The sequence below is a fragment of the Neokomagataea anthophila genome, assembly GCF_018122595.1.
Taxonomy (GTDB): Bacteria; Pseudomonadota; Alphaproteobacteria; order Acetobacterales; family Acetobacteraceae; genus Gluconobacter; species Gluconobacter anthophilus.
In genome coordinates, this window is record NZ_JAGRQH010000002.1 from 125681 (window position 1) to 142890 (window position 17210).

The following is a 17210-nucleotide window of genomic DNA, read 5'->3' on the forward strand; positions in this document are numbered from 1 at the left end:
CCGAGCGTTCATCGCCCGGAACCACAGTAAAGGGACAGATGCAGGTGACAGGATTTCAAGACGCAAAAACAGCGACAGACCTTTCTCTTCTGCCGTCTTTTCTTACGTCTGATACACCCGCATCAGTTCAAAGCACGCCACCAGCCCGACAAACCACTCTCGCCAATGCCATTACCTGCCGCGGCATTGCGCTCCATAGTGGTGTGACCGTCACATTAGAGCTGCGCCCAGCCCCGGCACATACGGGTATCTGCTTTCTGCGCACGGACCTCCCCGAAACACCGGCATTTCCTGTCCGTCCTGACACGATTATTGATACGCGCCTTTCAACTGTGGTCGCTTGGGATGAAAACCCCGAAGTCCGCGTGGCAACAATCGAACATCTCATGGCCGCCCTTTCCGCACTCAGCATTGATAATGCCATCATCGCGGTTTCTGGCCCCGAAATGCCTGTTTTAGACGGCTCCTCGGCAGAATTTTGCTTTCTCATTCAGTGCGCAGGCACCCGCATATTAGAGGCTCCGCGCCGCACAATCGAAATTCTCCGCCCCGTCCGCGTTGAGGATGATAACGGCGCTTTCGCAGAGCTTCGGCCCGCCCACCAGGGGCTTGCACTTGCAATTTCATTGAGCTTTTCCGCTGAAGCGATCGGCACTCAACGCTATGCCATCCAACTTACAGCCGATCGCTTTATCAATGAGCTTTCTTTCTGCCGCACCTTTGTAAACCGTTCCGATATTGAGCATTTACAAAGCATTGGCCTTGCCCGTGGCGGCTCTTTAGACAATGCCGTCGTGGTTGATGGGCAGAGCGTCATCAATCCCGCAGGCTTACGCATTGAGCGCGAATTTGCACGCCATAAACTGCTGGATGCCGTTGGTGACCTCTATTGCGCAGGCCGCCCTATCCAAGGGGGCTTCATCGGGCATAAATCTGGTCACCGCATTAACAATCAACTTTTACGGGCTGTTTTTGCCGACCAGCGCAACTGGCGTTTGCAACCAATCGCCACAACACGCCCCACGAAAAGCACTCAACCCTCTTATGTTGCCGCTTAAGGCAGCTTACGGGTCTTTCGTCAGCGCGATCCCGTGATATAAGACACTCTCCACGGGAAGAGCAGGTATGACCAACAGCACACAGCGTCGTTTTTCTCTCACGCTCACAGAGCGTAGGTTCCCCCGCAGCGCGGCCATGATTGGCGCTGCGCTGCTTCTGTCTGGCTGTTCTTTGTTTTCACACAAAGACGGACCGGCTGCGATTCCCAAAGCAGCCGATGCCGAGACATTATATAATTACGGGATCGACGCACTGCACTCAGGCCGTTACCAACTCGCCTCGGGTGAGTTTGAGCTGTTGCAGCAAAATTACCCTTATTCCGGCTTCACCGGTAATGCCGAGTTAATGGAAGGGTATTCCTACTACCTACAAGGGGAATACGCTCTTTCCGTTCAACAACTCGAACGTTACCTGCAGTTGCATCCGACGAGCCCCGACGCAGCCTACGCATTCTATCTGCGTGCACTGTGCTATTATGAGCAAATTGCAGACGTACAGCGTGACCAGCAAGGCACTGTTGAAGCGCTCAATGCGTTGGAAGAAGTCGTTACGCGCTTCCCACAAACGTCTTACGCTCGTGATGCTCAGCTGAAAATTGACCTTTGCCGTGATCACCTTGCCGGTAAAGAAATGCTGGTCGGCCGTTGGTACCAACAGCAACACAATTATGAAGCTGCCATGACCCGCTATCAGCGCGTTGTTCAAGACTTCCAAACAACCAACCATACAGCCGAAGCGCTGGAACGTTTGGTGGAAGTTTATCTCGCTCTCGGCCTGAAGGACCAAGCGCAACAAACCGCCTCCGTGCTGGGATACAACTATCCCGACAGCACATGGTACCATGACGCTTATGCCGATATGCGCGATGCGGGCCTCCTGTCCAATGACATGAAGACACCCGTTGCAAGCAAACAAAAAACCGATGCACAGCGTGGTTTCTTCTCCCGCGCTTGGCACAGCGTTTTCTAATATGCAGCGCGCCCCACGCGCTGCAGCAACACTGATACCGGCGTCATGCTGACACATCTTTCGATCCGCGACGTCGTCCTGATCGAGAAACTGGATCTCGCCCTGCATCAGGGCCTGACCGTTCTCACAGGCGAAACTGGCGCAGGTAAATCCATTCTTTTGGATAGTCTGGGCCTCACATTGGGCGAGCGCGCAAGCGCGGGCCTCATTCGCTCCGGCGCGACACAAGCGAGTGTGGCTGCCACCTTTGACTTACCCTTTGATCACCCCGTCTTTGCTCTTTTAACAGAGCACAGCCTTGGCTTTGATCCTCAGCATGATCTCCTAACACTTCGGCGCGTCGTCCTACCGGACGGCCGCTCCCGTGCTTATGTTTGCGACCAGCCGATCAGCATCACATTGCTGCGCAACATCGCGTCCCAACTCGTGGAAATTCAGGGGCAGCATGAGCAAATGGGCCTCGCAGATGAAACCTGCCACCTAGACTTGCTCGATACATTCGGCGTGCCGATGACTTTGCGCAAAAAAGTTGCCAAAGCTCATACCGAATGGGCCGATGCACACAAAGCATTAGAGACCGCACAACGCGCACTCACCGAAGCAACGCGTGAAGAAGAATGGCTTCGAGCTACCGTCAATGACCTAGAAAGCCTTGCCCCAATAGAAGGCGAGGAAAACGAGCTCGCCGCCTTACGAATCTCATTACAACATGACGAACGGCGCCAAGAAGCGGTCGCAGCAGCTCTTGCAGAGCTTACCCCGCGTGACCGCCGCTCCGCTACACCTGCCACGGCTCTACGCTCCGCCAGTCGTGCGCTTCAACGCCTTTCCCCTCTCAGCGAAAACGAACAAGAGGGGGCGAGCACTACGGCCCATGCACAGCAAGCCCAAGCCGCTCTTGAAGCGCTAGACCGCGCCGAAGAAGCCTTGGCCGAAGCGGAAACATCCTTATCCCGCCTCGCAGCAGACACGATGGCTGACCCACGCCTGCTGGAAGAAACAGAAGAACGTCTGTTTGCCCTAAGAGCCGAAGCACGCAAACACAATATTTCCGTTGCAGAACTTCCTTCCTTTCTCAATACGCTCCGCCACAAACTCGAGACACTCGACAACAGCACAGCAGAACTCACCCGCCTGCAACACGCCCTAAAAGACGCACAAATACGCTTTGAGCACATGGGGGGCGAACTCTCAGCAGCGCGTAAAAAAGCCGCACAACTCCTCGAAAAAGCCGTCCACCGTGAACTCAAACCGGTCAAACTGGAACGCGCCCGCTTTAGCGTTGTACTGACCAACTTGGCCCCTGCACGCTGGTCCCGCACCGGCATGGAACACGTTGCGTTTCGCATTGCAGCCAACCCCGGCCAGCCCGCTGGGGCCCTCGCCAAAGTCGCATCAGGCGGTGAACTATCGCGCCTCATGCTGGCTCTCAAAGTCGTCTTGGCAGAACGTAGTGCCGTCGGCACGCTTGTTTTTGATGAAGTGGATTCCGGCGTTGGCGGTGCCACGGCTTCCGCCATTGGGGACCGTCTGCACAAGGTCGCCGAGAGTGGGCAAGTCTTAGTCGTAACGCACAGCCCACAGGTTGCCGCGCGTGGTGACCATCACTTACGTATTGCCAAACGCATTACAGACAACCGAACCGAAACCACCGCAGAGCCGTTGTCACACACACAACGCCGCGAAGAAATTGCACGCATGCTGGCAGGGGATGTCGTCACCGATGCTGCCCGCGCTGCAGCAGACAGCCTGCTGGAACCTGTATCATGACCAACGCCCATCGCCACGCAGAACTCGAAGCACTGATTGCTCAATGGGATACAGCTTACCACCACGACGATGCGCCGTTAGTGAATGATGCGGAATATGATGCTGCCCGCCGCGAATTACAGGCGCTCGAAGAACAAGAGCCGAGCCTCAAAAACGAAAATAGCGTCAGTACGCGCGTCGGCGCCGCTCCTGATAGTGCCTTTGGCAAATATCGCCACCTTGTTCCAATGCTTTCTCTCGATAACGTTTTTAACGAGGAAGAATTCTCAGCATTCGTGACACGTGCCGGGCGTTTTCTTGGCTTGTCAGAAACCGAGGCCAATAGCCTCTCTTTTATGGCAGAGCCAAAAATTGATGGCCTCTCCATTAGCTTGACCTATGAAAATAGACGTTTTTTACGCGGCACAACACGCGGTGATGGGCTAGAAGGCGAAGACGTTACCGCCAATTTACGTACCATTAGCGCCATCCCCGATACACTCCCCGATGATGCTCCTGACTTGCTCGAAATTCGTGGCGAAGTTTTTTTAAGCAAAGACGCATTTCTCGCGCTCAATGAACAGCAAGAGGCCCGCGGCGCACGCCTGTTCGCCAACCCACGCAATGCCGCCGCAGGGTCTTTACGGCAGCTTGATCCAAACATCACACGTACACGCCCGCTCTCTCTTTTTGCCTACGCCCTCGGCCACCGCTCCGCTGCGGTCAGCAATACGCATGAAGATTATCTCAAAACACTGGAGCGCTGGGGCTTCCCCGTGAATCCCCTTTCCAAACGACTGGATCACCCATCCGAGATCCCCACCTACGTCCAGCACTTGGCCGAAGAACGCGCCCTACTCGGTTACGATATTGACGGCATTGTCTTCAAACTCAACGACGTTGCTTTGCAAGAGCGCCTCGGTTTTATCGGCCGTGCACCACGATGGGCCATAGCGTGGAAATTTCCCGCAGAACAAGCTATCACCATCCTACGCTCCATCGAAATCCAAGTCGGACGTACGGGTGCCTTAACCCCCGTTGCTCATCTTGAGCCGATCAATGTCGGCGGTGTACTTGTTTCTAAAGCCACCCTGCACAATGAAGATGAAATTGCCCGTAAAGATGTACGCATTGGGGATAAAGTCCGACTTCAACGCGCTGGAGACGTCATCCCCCAAATTCTAGGCCCAGTTGATCCTTCCCCCGATACGGAACGCGGCCCTGCTTTTATCTTCCCAGACCACTGCCCCGTCTGTGGATCCCATGCAGAACGCCCAACTGGCGAAGCCGTAAGACGCTGCACTGGCGGCTTAACCTGTGAAGCACAAGCGGTCGAACGCCTCATTCACATGGTGTCACGCAATGCCTTCGATATTGACGGCCTCGGAGAACGAAGCATCCGAGACTTTCACCGGCGCGGCTTTATCACACGCCCCGGCGATATCTTCCGCCTTGAAGAACGCAAAGACGAAATCTTGGCGCTTGATGGCTGGGGCCCCCAATCCTTTGACAATATGCAACGCGCGATTGAAGAGCGCCGCACCATCGCACTCTCTCGCCTCATCTTCGGTCTGGGCATACGCCGAATCGGGGAGCGTAATGCACAAATGTTGGCCCGGCATTTCAAAACCTTCGAACAATGGCGCGACACTATGATTGCCGCACGCCCCGACACCGAAGAGCGCGCGACCCTCGGCGCCATTATGGGTATTGGTGATGCCATCGCTGAAGAACTCGTCGCCTTTTTCGGGGAACCTCATAACGTCGAAACGCTCGATGACCTCCGCAGCGCCCTCCATGAGATCACACCAGAAGCGGCTCCAACTGAGGGACATCTTTCTGGAAAAACTATTGTCTTCACAGGCACTCTAACCACCATGACCCGCCCAGAGGCAAAAGCGATTGCTGAACGCCTCGGCGCACAAGTGACCGACAGTGTCTCAAAAAAAACATCTTTGGTCGTGCTCGGAGAAAAAGCCGGATCAAAAGCTAAAAAAGCCGCAGATCTTGGCCTTGAAACGCTCGATGAACAAGGCTGGCGAGACCTCGCAGGGATCTAATTCCCTGCCCTTAACCGCTAATCTGAAGGCCTGCGACACAAAAACAACCATCTTTTTTAGAAACCACGTTATATAAGGGGCCCTATGCCTAGCCCCACTCTTTCGCAGCCGCATGTCGGCCTGTTCATCCTCGGCCTGATCGCCACCATTATTCTTATTGGCGTATCAATCCTTATCTCTCTTTCAGAGATTTCCTTTGCCGCAGCGCGAGACGTCCGCCTGCGCTCAAAAGCAGATGCCGGGGATCCACGGGCGATTGCCTTCTTAAAGCTCCGCCGGAATAGTGGGCAGGTCATTACAGTCCTACAAATCTGCTTGAATGCCGTTGGTGTCTTAGGCGGTATCATCAGCGATTCAATGCTGAGCGCACCACTTGCCGCCGCCTTAAAAGCCTGTGGCCTGTCTAGTACCTTGTCTGATCAGCTCGGTGCCGCGCTCGGGTTTATTCTCATCACGGGCTTGTTTGTTCTTTTTGCAGACTTACTGCCCAAACGTATCGCTATGAACGCGCCAGACCGCATCGCCCTAAAGGTTGGCTGGTTCCCGGCCATTGCCCTCAAGGTCCTGTATCCGGCTGTCTGGGTCTTTTCCAAAATCTCAGATGCTCTACTGCGTTTCTTAAAAATTCCGGCAACGGCGACGGTTGAGCCCGTCACACCAGAAGATCTACGCGCTATTCTTGCCGCTGGCACAGCCTCTGGCATCTTGCTCGAAGAAGAGCACCAGATGATTCAGAACGTGCTCGGCCTGCAAGATCGCTCTGTCACCTCCGCGATGACACCACGTGATGAAATTGTTTATCTGGACGTCCAAGAAACACCAGAAACACAGCGCGATAAAGTCCGCGTACGCCCCTATTCACGGTACCCTTTATGTAATGGTGATCTAGACCATGTCATCGGTTCTATTCGTGCCGAAGACGTACTAGTTGCGGTGGTTGATAAGCCTCAAGACACGGAACTCCCCACGCCAGGCACCAATCAAATTTTCAAAATGCGCCGTGATGTTTTGTCATTGCCAGACACGCTAAACCTTTGGGAAACATTAGCGCAGTTTGACGTCAACGGTGCAGGCTTTGCTCTCATTGTTAACGAATATGGCCTCGTTGTCGGCCTCATTACTTATAAAGATATCATGGGCGCCCTCATGGATGGCCTCGTCAGCCCCTTTGAAGAACAAGCTATTGTCCGGCGCGATGATAATTCTTGGCTCATTGACGGGGCTGCCCCCATCGGAGATGTCATCCGTGAACTCGATATCCCCGTTTTCGATGATGCACAGAACTTCGATACTATTGGCGGCTTCGTCATGAACCGCTTGCGCCGTATGGCGCGCAAGACCGACAGAGTCGATGCCGCTGGTTGCCGCTTCGAAGTGGTCGATGTTGATGGCTTCCGTATTAACCAACTCCTCGTGACACGCCTCAATGCCATCAAGGAGCGCCCGTAAATGTCAGCTTCAGAACGCTCTGCTCTGATTATTATTGATGTGCAAAATGATTTTTTACCCGGCGGCACCTTAGCCGTTCCCCGCGGTGATATCATCATTCAACCCATCAATGCTTTACTCGCACAGCCTTGGGACACCGTCATCGCAACCAAAGATTGGCACCCGCCCCAGCACTGTTCTTTCAAAGAGCAAAGCGGTGACTGGCCTGCACACTGTATTGCAGGCACAGCGGGAGCCGCATTCCCTCCAAACCTACACACCGGCACCATCCATCACATCGTACATAAGGGCCTAGACCCTCATTGTGATAGTTATTCCGCATTTTTTGATAATAACCGCCTTCACACAACAGGCTTAGAAAACTTACTCAAAGGCTTAAAGATCACGCACCTGCATATTTGCGGCTTAGCCTTAGATGTTTGCGTCAACGCGACCATTCATGATGCCCTAGAATGCGGCTTTCACGTCACGCTTTATACCGATGCCGTACAAGGACTTCAGGACGATCCATCACCACTCCTAAACAACCTTACCAAACAAGGCGTCACTCTCGCTACGGCAACAGCCACAAATACACCATAAACAGCCGTATATTCTCATTCTAACACGACAACTCATAGCCCATCTGCAGTGATTTTCATAAAATATGGAACACGTGATGTTATGATTTTTTATTTTGCATGGTGTTTTTATCCAGATTTCAAGAACCATCTGCACAGACGTCCTGCCTCACGTCGATGCCTCTCTATATTAACAGCAATCATCAGCTTCAACGGTCTAATATCTGCAAATCATATCTTTGCAAAAACAACACCAAATACAAATTTTGATGTTACCAGTTATACCCTAACCCTTACGCCTGATATCCAGAACGAAACCGTCTCTGGACATGAGACCATTCTTTTACATGCCGTTAGTAATGCTCTCCAGCGCTTGGACTTTACCCGTAATGCCCTGACAATCGAGAGCGCTTTACTCGATGGCATACCTCTATCCTCAACACAAACTGGCGACAATCTTACATTTAACCTGCCTACCCCAATACCACGTGGGCACACTGTAAAACTTGAGCTCATTTACCATGGCCACCCCGCACGTGGCCTCGCACGTTCAGCTACAGCTCTCTACACGAGCTACTTTGCCTGTGACTGGATGGTCTGTCGACAAGATGCATTTGGCGACAAAGCAGACTTCTCCCTCAAGCTACGTGTTTCATCTGGAATGAACACACTTTCAGTTGGCCGCTTACTATCAAAACAGATAGAGCCAGACGGTAGCGAAGTGCATCTTTGGAAGTCACCCCGACCATATTCAGCTTACCTCTACGGATTTGCTATCGGGCACTTCGCCAGCGTTACCAACCAAGTCGGACTGACCAAGTTAACTTATCTCAGCGATATCGCTGAAGCAGAAGAATTAAAACGACGCCTAGCCAGCACGAACGAAATGGTTCATTTCTTATCCGAAAAAGCAGGCATTCCCCTTCCTGTTGCTGAATATAGCCAACTCCTAGTCAAAGGAGACGAAGCACAAGAAGCCGCAACTTACTCTGTCATTGGCATGGACGAGTTACCGACAACGAATAATGACCCCGCCCAAGACTGGGTCATTATTCATGAACTCACCCATCAATGGTGGGGTAATCTCATAACCTGTGCAACGCTCCAAGATTTTTGGCTCAATGAAGGCATTACGACCTTCATAACAGCCGTCTGGAAGGAGCATCTCTACGGACAAGCCGCCTATAATGCGGAACTTAACCTCGCGCGGCAACGATTGGAGAAGGCAAGAAACAAAGGCTTTGATAAGCCGCTCGCTTGGAATGGAGATTACCCCACACTCGGCATCCGCCGCGCTGTTCAATACAGCAAAGGCGCGCTTTTTATGGATTATTTACGTACCACTCTGGGTGACACAGCCTTCTGGTCTGGCATACGCCGCTACACCCGCGCCCATGCTGGCGGTACAGTAACAAGCATAGATTTTGAAAAAGATATGGAAACAGCCAGCGGGCGCGATTTGCACCAAATTTTTAACGATTGGGTGTTCGGAGTAGCTTCACAATCGACGACACCGTCTAGCCAACCCAAGAACATCATTTCTCCAAGATAACGCCCATTCGTGCTCGTACGTTCTTAACGCAACCGCAAAACGACTAATATCTCAAACGAGAAATTCACGAAAATAAACCATTATAAAAATTTTCGCCTATTGTACGAAAATCAATTAATGTGCATTAAAATGGGAGTTGTTTTTTGGTGCGCCCTGCTGGATTCGAACCAGCGACCCACAGCTTAGAAGGCTGTTGCTCTATCCAACTGAGCTAAGGGCGCACAGTTGCAACAGCATCCAAAATCAGGAAGCTGTGCTTCCTAGTGGTCGGGGCGCCCGGACTCGAACCGGGGGCCTCTTGTACCCAAAACAAGCGCGCTACCAGGCTGCGCCACGCCCCGAACTGAGGCTGTGTATAGGCCTAACCAGTTCGGGGCGCAAGGGGGTATTTTTACTTTTTTTCACTTTTTGCCAGGGGGGGCACAAAAAGAGGCGCCGTATCCCACGGGAACAATACCCATGTGTCCTGAGACACCTCAGTCACATAATGATCCGTCAAAGGCTTACCGTCTGGCTTTGCGTATAAGCATGCAAAAACAGCCTTTGGCAGCATCTCACGCACAACACGTGCAGTAACCCCTGAATCAACAAGATCATCAACGATCAAAAAGCCTTCGCCATCACCAGCCGCATCTGGCGACTTAATGACCTTTGGCTCGCCCTGCGTGCCTTCTTCAGCTGCATAAGTGACGACCGAAACGCTCTCGATCAAACGGCAGCCCAATTCACGCCCCAAGATCGCCGCGGGGATCAAACCACCGCGCGTAATGGCAACGATGCCGCGAAATGGCCCATGAGCCTGCATAAGGTTAGAAGCAAGCAAACGCGCATCCCGGTGCAGCTGATCCCAGGTTACGGTCGCATAATGAACGGTTTGTGGTGTCTGTGTAGTAGTCATGCGCCTTCCTCTGCCCTCCATGACACCGATTTGCAATCGGCTTCCTGAAGAAAAAACACTATGATGAAAACATGTCACTGTCTCTCTTCAAAACGATCCCCGGGTTCCGTAGCCTCGCATTCTCGCGCCTATGCAGCCAACTCGCCTCATCCACCCTTGCTGTGGCCATCGGGTGGCACCTTTATGACATGACGCATAGCGTCGCGGCTCTCGGCTATATCGGCCTTGCCCAATTCCTACCGATGGTGCCCCTCACCTTTATCTCCGGGCATGTCGCGGATCGCTTTAATAGACAGCGCGTCGTTCAAATCTGTCAGGCCCTTGAAGCTCTCACCTTGCTGGCTATGACGATTGCCACGCTCTGCCACGCACTACATCCAGCTGGAATTTACGCTCTAGGCGTTATGCTTGGCACATTGCGCAGCTTCGAAATGCCTTGCCAACAAGCCTTCCTTCCCTCCCTCACCCCCGCGGCTTTACTGCCGCAAGCACAATCGCTCGTCACATCCCTCTTTATGGTCGCGTCCATTGCAGGCCCCAGCTTGGGTGGCCTACTCTATGGCCTTGGACCCGCTGTGAGTTACGGTATTACCAGCGCACTTTTCCTTGCAGCCTTTATCAGCACATCCAACATCCGCCTCAGGACACGCGCTGCCAGTAAAGACCCCGTCACACTGAGTTCTGTCTTTGCGGGCCTCGCATTCTTAAGCACACGTAGAGACCTGCTCGGCGCAATTTCCATGGACCTGTTTGCCGTCTTACTCGGTGGCGCTACAGCCATGCTCCCCGTTTATGCCGAAAGCATTCTCCACGCAGGTCCTATGGGACTCGGCCTACTCCGCGCGGCTCCAGCCATTGGCGCCCTTGGCATGTCGCTATGGCTCGCCCGTTACCCTCTGGGCCGACGCAGCGGCATGTCCATGTATTTATCGGTTTTCGTCTTTGGCGTCGCGACCATCATTTTTGGAGGCTCGCATACGATTTGGGTTTCTATCCTCGCCCTCATCACACTCGGCGCAGCCGATGTGATCAGCATGGTCGTCCGATCATCACTCGTACAATTAGCCACGTCAGACGCCATGCGTGGCCGCGTTTCTGCCGTGAACACCTTATTTATTGGCTCAAGCAATCAATTGGGAGAATTTGAAAGCGGTATGATAGGTGCAGCTATAGGACCTGAGGCCGCCGTCATTACCGGTGGCATTGGCACCATCCTTGTGGCAGCAGCATGGATACCACTTTTCCCACGCCTGTGGTCACTCGACAGACTAGAGGAAATAAAGCCAGAGTAATCTGGCTAAAGACTACTATTTTAAAAGGAAAAAGGCTGGCTCCCGAAGTAGGACTCGAACCTACGACCCAGCGATTAACAGTCGCTTGCTCTACCAACTGAGCTATTCGGGATCAGCGAGGTGGTGTTTACCCAAACAGCCGAGAGCCGTAAACCCCCTTTTTGCATTTTTTCTCAAAAAGGTACCTGCGCCTGTTGAAAACAAAAAAAGGCGCCGAAGCACCTTAAAACACCACAAGTCTATTTTTAAAAGGAAAAAGGCTGGCTCCCGAAGTAGGACTCGAACCTACGACCCAGCGATTAACAGTCGCTTGCTCTACCAACTGAGCTATTCGGGACCAGCGAGATGGTGTTTACCCAAATGACCGGGAGGCGTAAACCCCCTTTCCGTCATTTTTTGAATTTTTTAATACGCTCCATATTATAGAGCGAAAACTCAGAGCTCTTCTCGCCCCTCCGTCGCTAAACGGTCAACACGGTCATTATATTCATCACCCGAGTGCCCCTTAACCCACAGCCACTCAATCTCATGCGGCTTTGCTGCCGTTAGGATACGCTGCCACAAATCCATATTCGCAACAGGATCACCCGCAGCATTGCGCCACTTCCGACGCACCCACCCTGTATGCCAGCGCGTAATACCGTTTTTCAGATACTCACTATCCGTATGCAGGCGTACCTTGCAGGGGCGCGTTAACGTCTCCAGCGCTTCTGCTGCAGCGGTCAATTCCATCCGATTGTTCGTGGTTTCCGGGTCTCCGCCCTTCATTTCACGCTCTTTACCGCGATAGCTCAACAAAACGCCCCAGCCACCAGGCCCCGGATTAGGCTTGCAGCCACCATCGGTCCAAATATCGACAATATTATCCTGAACGTCAGACATGACCCGCCTTAAAAAACTGCTGAAAACGCTGCATATAAGGGCGCGGATCTTTCCGAACGACCAACGCATCTTCTGGCGTATTAATCCAATCGTACAAACGCGTTAACACAAAACGCAACGCGGCACCTTGGCAAAGCACTGGCAAAACATCCCGCTCAGCACGTTCCAATGGACGTATCTGCTCATACCCCGCAATAAAGGCTGCCGCACATTCTGGACGATATACTACCTGCCCCTCATGCTCTTCAAAGCACCAAGCATTCAGCCCAATGGCCAAATCGTAAGCCAAAATATCCGTGCAGGCGAAATAAAAATCGATTAGCCCAGACAAGGTGTCAGCTTGAAAAAACACATTATCTGGGAATAAATCTGCGTGGATTTGCCCCGTCGGCAAAGAGCCCATTTGTGGCCAATGCGGAATCACTTTTTCTAAGGCTGAAGCGACTTCGTCGCCAAACCCCACACCCAACGAATCACCGAAAGAACCACAACGCGCCAGTAAAGGCCCCCATGCATCTGCCGACAGAGCATTAGACCGCTGCGGTTCATAGGATTGACCGGCCCGGTGCAAGGTCGCCATTGCACGCCCAACTTGCTGACAGAAATCGGGGGTGAGTTCTTTCACTCCCTTCCCCTGAAGGAACGTTGTGATGACAGCAGGCCGCCCTGCCAGCGAACGTAAGGCCTGCCCATCCACACCATCAACCGGCAAAGGACACACTACCCCCGCCCGTGATAAATGCTGCATCAAGCCTAAGAACCACGGCAGTTCATCGGCCTTCATGCGCTTTTCAAAGAGCGTGAGAATATACGTCCCGCTGCTCACATTCAGCAGAAAGTTACTATTCTCAACACCTTCCGCAATCCCTTGAAACGAAACCAACGCCCCAAGGTCATACTCCAAGAGGAAGCGCTTTAACGCCTCCTCCGAGAACTCCGTATAAACCGCCATGGATAATCAATCAGCGCTTGTCGCCAATGGCCCCGGCAAACGGAAGCTCACGTTTTCTTTCTTCACAATGCGCTCTTCAATCTGAAGAACAAAATGCTCAGACAACGCAACAACCATCTCCTGCACCAGCGTTTCTGGCGCGGATGCCCCGGCACTAATCCCCAGCGTTTCTACGCCTTCCAGAACGGACCAATCGAGATCCGCCAATTTCGGCACCAACAGGGCACGGCGCGCACCAGAACGCTCCGCCACTTCCCGCAGACGCTGCGAGTTCGACGAGTTCGGGGAGCCGATTACGATGACCAGATCACTTTCCGGCGCAATCGCCTTCACAGCTTCCTGACGATTCGTCGTCGCATAACAAATATCTTCACGGCGCGGCCCTTCAATATCCGGGAAACGTGTCCGTAAAATATCAACGATTTCTGCCGTATCATCAACGGACAGGGTCGTCTGCGTGATAAAAGCCAAGCGGCCCGGATCTTCCGGCTGCACGCTGCGCGCTTCATCCGCATCATTGATGAGCGTGACAGCACCCTGAGGCAATTGCCCCATCGTACCCACAACTTCCGGGTGTCCCGCATGGCCGATCATAAGGATATGGCGCTGCTCTGGACCACCACCCGCGAAGTGACGCTCCGCCTCACGATGGACTTTAGACACCAGCGGACACGTAGCATCCAAATACAGAAGGTTACGGCGCTCAGCCTCAGCCGGGACCGCTTTTGGCACGCCATGCGCCGAGAAAACGACATGCCCATCGGCAGGAACTTCATCCAGTTCCTCAACGAAAATAGCACCCTTGGCCTCAAGCCCTTCCACAACCGTGCGGTTATGAACAATTTCATGACGCACATAAACGGGTGCGCCATAGCGGCGCAACGCTTCCTCGACAACGCGAATAGCGCGGTCAACACCCGCGCAAAAGCCGCGTGGCCCCGCGAGCAAAACCCGCAGCGTCCGCTGTTCGGTGGAGGAGACGTGCTCAGCAGCACGTTCAGGAGCGAGAAAAGTCTGATCTGACATGGTGTTCCCCAAAAGGGCGTAGTTCGATATGTTAGGATGCAGTATCGTCTGGATTGCGTTCTATCGCAACGCCTTGCCCACTTGTTATTATCCCTCTTCACGTTTCTGGGAGAATGAACCGAAGATGCCTTTCCTCCGGCGCCCCACACTCTCAGGAACCATTATGGTTGGCACCATACTGGCTCTCACCACAGCAATGGTCACTCTGACAGGCTGTGAAGACGAATCCAATCCAAGCCTTTTTGCCCCGGCTTGCCCACGTACTGACATCCCGACCGGCACAGCAGACCGCTTTGCCTATACCGGGAAAGATCAGGACCTGCGCAATCTCAGCGGCCACGTCCAAATCACCGCCCTTTCTGGTGATTGTAGCCGCGGCCCCGATGGCCCAGACAAACAAAAAATGGTCCGTACCCGCGTTGGCCTTTCCTTCTTTATTGAACGTGGCCCCGCTGCAACGCAGGACCAAGTCTCAATACCGTACTTCATTGCTATCATGCAGAACGGCAAGATCGTTGATAAAAAAACCTTCAACGATAGCTTTACCATGGCACCGAACGTCAGCACGCAGACTGCCAAAACAGAGCTCCGCCTGATTGATCTGCCAGCGTCAGATAATTTGCAGGAAAATCCTTATACGCTCGAAGTCGGCCTACAACTGACGCATGATGAGCTGGATTATAATCGTAAACACCCACGCCCTTCTGCCTTCCGCAGCAACAGCCAGTAACCACTGGCATAAAATTCACTCCACCAGATCGGGCCGCCTTAGCGGCCCGTTTTGCCAACACATGCATTATTACGACAACGACAGGACATTGGCATGCTGCCTCCATCAAGCCGCGAACTAACCCTCCGTGGGGTTATTCTTGGCACCCTCATTACGGTGATTTTCACAGCGGCCAATGTCTATCTCGGCCTTAAAATCGGCCTGACATTTGCATCTTCTATTCCCGCCACCATCATTTCCATGGTCGTGCTGCGTATTCTCGGCAATAGCAGCATCTTGGAAAATAACCTGGTCCAAACGCAGGCCTCAGCCGCTGGCACCCTATCCTGCGTCTTTGCGGCCCTCCCCAGCCTCATTATGGTTGGGTACTGGCACGAATTTCCCTATTTCCAGACATTACTCCTCACACTTGCCGGCGGCATGACCGGCGTTGTCTTTACCATTCCGCTGCGCCGTGCGCTCGTTTCCCGCTCCACCCTTCCCTACCCAGAAGGCAAAGCCTGCGCCGAAATTCTCAAAGCCTCATCCCCCGAAGGCGATGCCCAAAACCTCCGCGCCCTCATCCAAGGCAGCACCGTCTCAGCACTCGTCGCATTTCTCACAGGCGGTTTACGCATTCTATCGGATGGCTTCACTCTTGCTGGCAGCATCGGTGCATCGGCCTTTCGCCTCAGCGGCAGCTTCTCTCTTGCCCTACTCGGCACCGGCTACCTTGTCGGCCTTGCCGGGGGCATCGCCATGTTAATTGGCGTCGTCCTCGCATGGGGCGTGCTTGTGCCATATCTCGGCCACCTCTACCCCAACGCCCATCCACTCACCGAAGCAAGCGGCCTATGGCTCCATAAAGTACGTTTTATCGGTGCCGGCGTTATTGCTATTGCGGCCTTGTGGACACTGATTTCCTTAGCAAAACCCGTCATGCGGGGTATCCGTGAAGCCCTCATCGGCACAGGAAGCTCCACACAAGACCCCACAGATACAGACCTACCACCACGCCTTATCAATGGGCTTGCCATTCTCCTCGCCATTACACTCGCCGGCCTGTTCACGCACTTTCTTTGGCCGGTCATGGCACATGATACCGCCCTCATCACACTCGTGCTGCTCGGCATTGGCACTTGCTTTATCATCGGCTTTCTCGTCGCGAGTGCGTGCGGCTATATGGCCGGCATTATTGGCTCGTCCTCATCCCCTATTTCCGGAATTGGCATCATTGCCATTATTCTCATCACATTGATGATGACCTTCTTGGAACATACAGGCCTGCTAACGGCAGCCCAACGCCCCATCGCCATTGGGTTCGGCTTGTTTATTCTCTCCGCGATTACAGCATCTGCTGCGATTTCAAATGACAACTTACAAGACCTCAAAACCGGCCAATTAGTCGGTGCAACACCATGGCGCCAAGAAGTCGCCCTCTTAATCGGCTGCGTGGCTGGTGCTTTTATTATCCCATGGGTTTTACAAACCTTGTATCAGGCCTATGGCTTTGCCAACGCCCCCCTGCCACATGCCGGGATGCACCCCGATCAAGTCTTAGCTGCCCCACAGCCAGCCCTCATGTCCGCCATTGCAACCGGCATCATGAACCATACACTTGATTGGAAAATGCTCGAAATTGGTGCCGGCATTGGCATCGCACTCGTCCTCGCAGATCTCGGGCTCCGCAAAAAGAGCCTTGCACTCCCACCCCTCGCCGTTGGTCTCGGACTATACCTTCCGCCAGAAGTCTCCGTCACCATTACCGTTGGAGCAATTCTCGGCCACATATTGCGCCATCACGCGCAAGAAAAAGGCACCATGATTGCCTCGGGCTTTATTGTCGGCGAAAGTATTATTGGCGTTGTGATTGCTGCCATTGCAGGCGGCACAGGCAACCCAGATGCCTTAGCCTTACCAATCCCTACCACCATGCAACCATGGCTGGGCACCATAGCATTCACCATAGTCATCCTATGGTTTGTAAAAACACTGCGCCAAAAAGAAACACGCTCTTCCTGATACCAGGAAGAGCGTGCACAAAACTAAACTC

At 53.3% G+C, this 17210-nt stretch carries 14 protein-coding genes and 4 tRNA genes; 10 read left to right on the top strand and 8 right to left on the bottom strand.

From position 1 onward, the window contains the following. Nucleotides 1-38 precede the first annotated feature (38 nt). The 7 genes from lpxC to KB213_RS03475 all read left to right on the top strand — a co-directional run bounded on the left by lpxC (nt 39) and on the right by KB213_RS03475 (nt 9398). Nucleotides 39-1058: a UDP-3-O-acyl-N-acetylglucosamine deacetylase gene (gene lpxC, locus KB213_RS03445; protein ID WP_211680677.1), complete on the top strand. Its 1020-nt coding sequence runs from the start codon at nt 39-41 to the stop codon at nt 1056-1058. 67 nt (nt 1059-1125) lie between these two features. Then, nucleotides 1126-2028, top strand: coding sequence for an outer membrane protein assembly factor BamD (locus KB213_RS03450; RefSeq protein WP_211680678.1), 903 nt, complete (start codon nt 1126-1128; stop codon nt 2026-2028). A 45-nt stretch (nt 2029-2073) separates the two neighbouring features. Further along, nucleotides 2074-3798, top strand: coding sequence for a DNA repair protein RecN (gene recN / locus KB213_RS03455; protein WP_211680679.1), 1725 nt, complete (start codon nt 2074-2076; stop codon nt 3796-3798). After that, nucleotides 3795-5837 carry an NAD-dependent DNA ligase LigA gene (ligA, locus tag KB213_RS03460; protein ID WP_211680680.1) on the top strand — a complete coding sequence of 681 codons (2043 nt, stop codon included), beginning with the start codon at nt 3795-3797 and terminating at the stop codon, nt 5835-5837. Before recN ends, ligA begins: the two co-directional genes overlap by 4 nt. Before the next feature lie 84 nt (nt 5838-5921). Continuing rightward, complete coding sequence (locus KB213_RS03465; RefSeq protein ID WP_211680681.1) at nt 5922-7286, top strand: hemolysin family protein; 1365 nt, start codon at nt 5922-5924, stop codon at nt 7284-7286. After that, nucleotides 7287-7868: a nicotinamidase gene (locus KB213_RS03470; protein ID WP_211680682.1), complete on the top strand. Its 582-nt coding sequence runs from the start codon at nt 7287-7289 to the stop codon at nt 7866-7868. It abuts the gene before it with no gap. An 81-nt stretch (nt 7869-7949) separates the two neighbouring features. Further along, complete coding sequence (locus KB213_RS03475; protein WP_211680683.1) at nt 7950-9398, top strand: M1 family aminopeptidase; 1449 nt, start codon at nt 7950-7952, stop codon at nt 9396-9398. A 144-nt stretch (nt 9399-9542) separates the two neighbouring features. On the opposite strand, the gene KB213_RS03480 is transcribed toward KB213_RS03475, so the two are convergent. From KB213_RS03480 to gpt, 3 genes are all read right to left on the bottom strand, one after another. Next, nucleotides 9543-9619 (bottom strand) — tRNA-Arg (locus KB213_RS03480). Nucleotides 9620-9662: 43 nt separating this feature from the next. Further along, a tRNA-Pro gene (locus KB213_RS03485) sits at nt 9663-9739 on the bottom strand. Nucleotides 9740-9789: 50 nt separating this feature from the next. Then, nucleotides 9790-10296 carry a xanthine phosphoribosyltransferase gene (gpt, locus tag KB213_RS03490; RefSeq protein ID WP_068168813.1) on the bottom strand — a complete coding sequence of 169 codons (507 nt, stop codon included), beginning with the start codon at nt 10294-10296 and terminating at the stop codon, nt 9790-9792. A 71-nt stretch (nt 10297-10367) separates the two neighbouring features. Between gpt and KB213_RS03495 the strand changes: the two genes are divergently transcribed. After that, entirely contained in the window at nt 10368-11588 is a 1221-nt protein-coding gene (locus KB213_RS03495; protein ID WP_211680684.1) for an MFS transporter, read from the top strand. Between the two features lie 36 nt (nt 11589-11624). Here KB213_RS03495 and KB213_RS03500 read toward each other — a convergent pair. From KB213_RS03500 to ispH, 5 genes are all read right to left on the bottom strand, one after another. After that, nucleotides 11625-11700: transfer RNA gene (locus tag KB213_RS03500), tRNA-Asn, on the bottom strand. A gap of 149 nt (nt 11701-11849) precedes the next feature. Beyond that, nucleotides 11850-11925, bottom strand: a tRNA-Asn gene (locus KB213_RS03505). Between the two features lie 98 nt (nt 11926-12023). Beyond that, nucleotides 12024-12470, bottom strand: coding sequence for a ribonuclease HI (rnhA, locus tag KB213_RS03510; protein ID WP_068168806.1), 447 nt, complete (start codon nt 12468-12470; stop codon nt 12024-12026). Beyond that, nucleotides 12463-13422, bottom strand: a complete 960-nt coding sequence (locus KB213_RS03515) for a homoserine kinase (protein ID WP_211680685.1) — start codon at nt 13420-13422, stop codon at nt 12463-12465. Before KB213_RS03515 ends, rnhA begins: the two co-directional genes overlap by 8 nt. 6 nt (nt 13423-13428) lie before the next feature. Then, nucleotides 13429-14448, bottom strand: coding sequence for a 4-hydroxy-3-methylbut-2-enyl diphosphate reductase (ispH, locus tag KB213_RS03520; RefSeq protein WP_211680686.1), 1020 nt, complete (start codon nt 14446-14448; stop codon nt 13429-13431). Nucleotides 14449-14572: 124 nt separating this feature from the next. Here ispH and KB213_RS03525 point away from each other — a divergent pair, with 124 nt between their 5' ends. Together KB213_RS03525 and KB213_RS03530 are read left to right on the top strand one after the other, a co-directional pair. Next, complete coding sequence (locus tag KB213_RS03525) at nt 14573-15178, top strand: hypothetical protein (protein ID WP_211680687.1); 606 nt, start codon at nt 14573-14575, stop codon at nt 15176-15178. 93 nt (nt 15179-15271) lie between these two features. Then, nucleotides 15272-17179 (top strand): OPT family oligopeptide transporter, encoded by a 1908-nt coding sequence (locus KB213_RS03530; RefSeq protein WP_211680688.1) that lies wholly within the window; start codon nt 15272-15274, stop codon nt 17177-17179. Nucleotides 17180-17210: the final 31 nt, after the last annotated feature.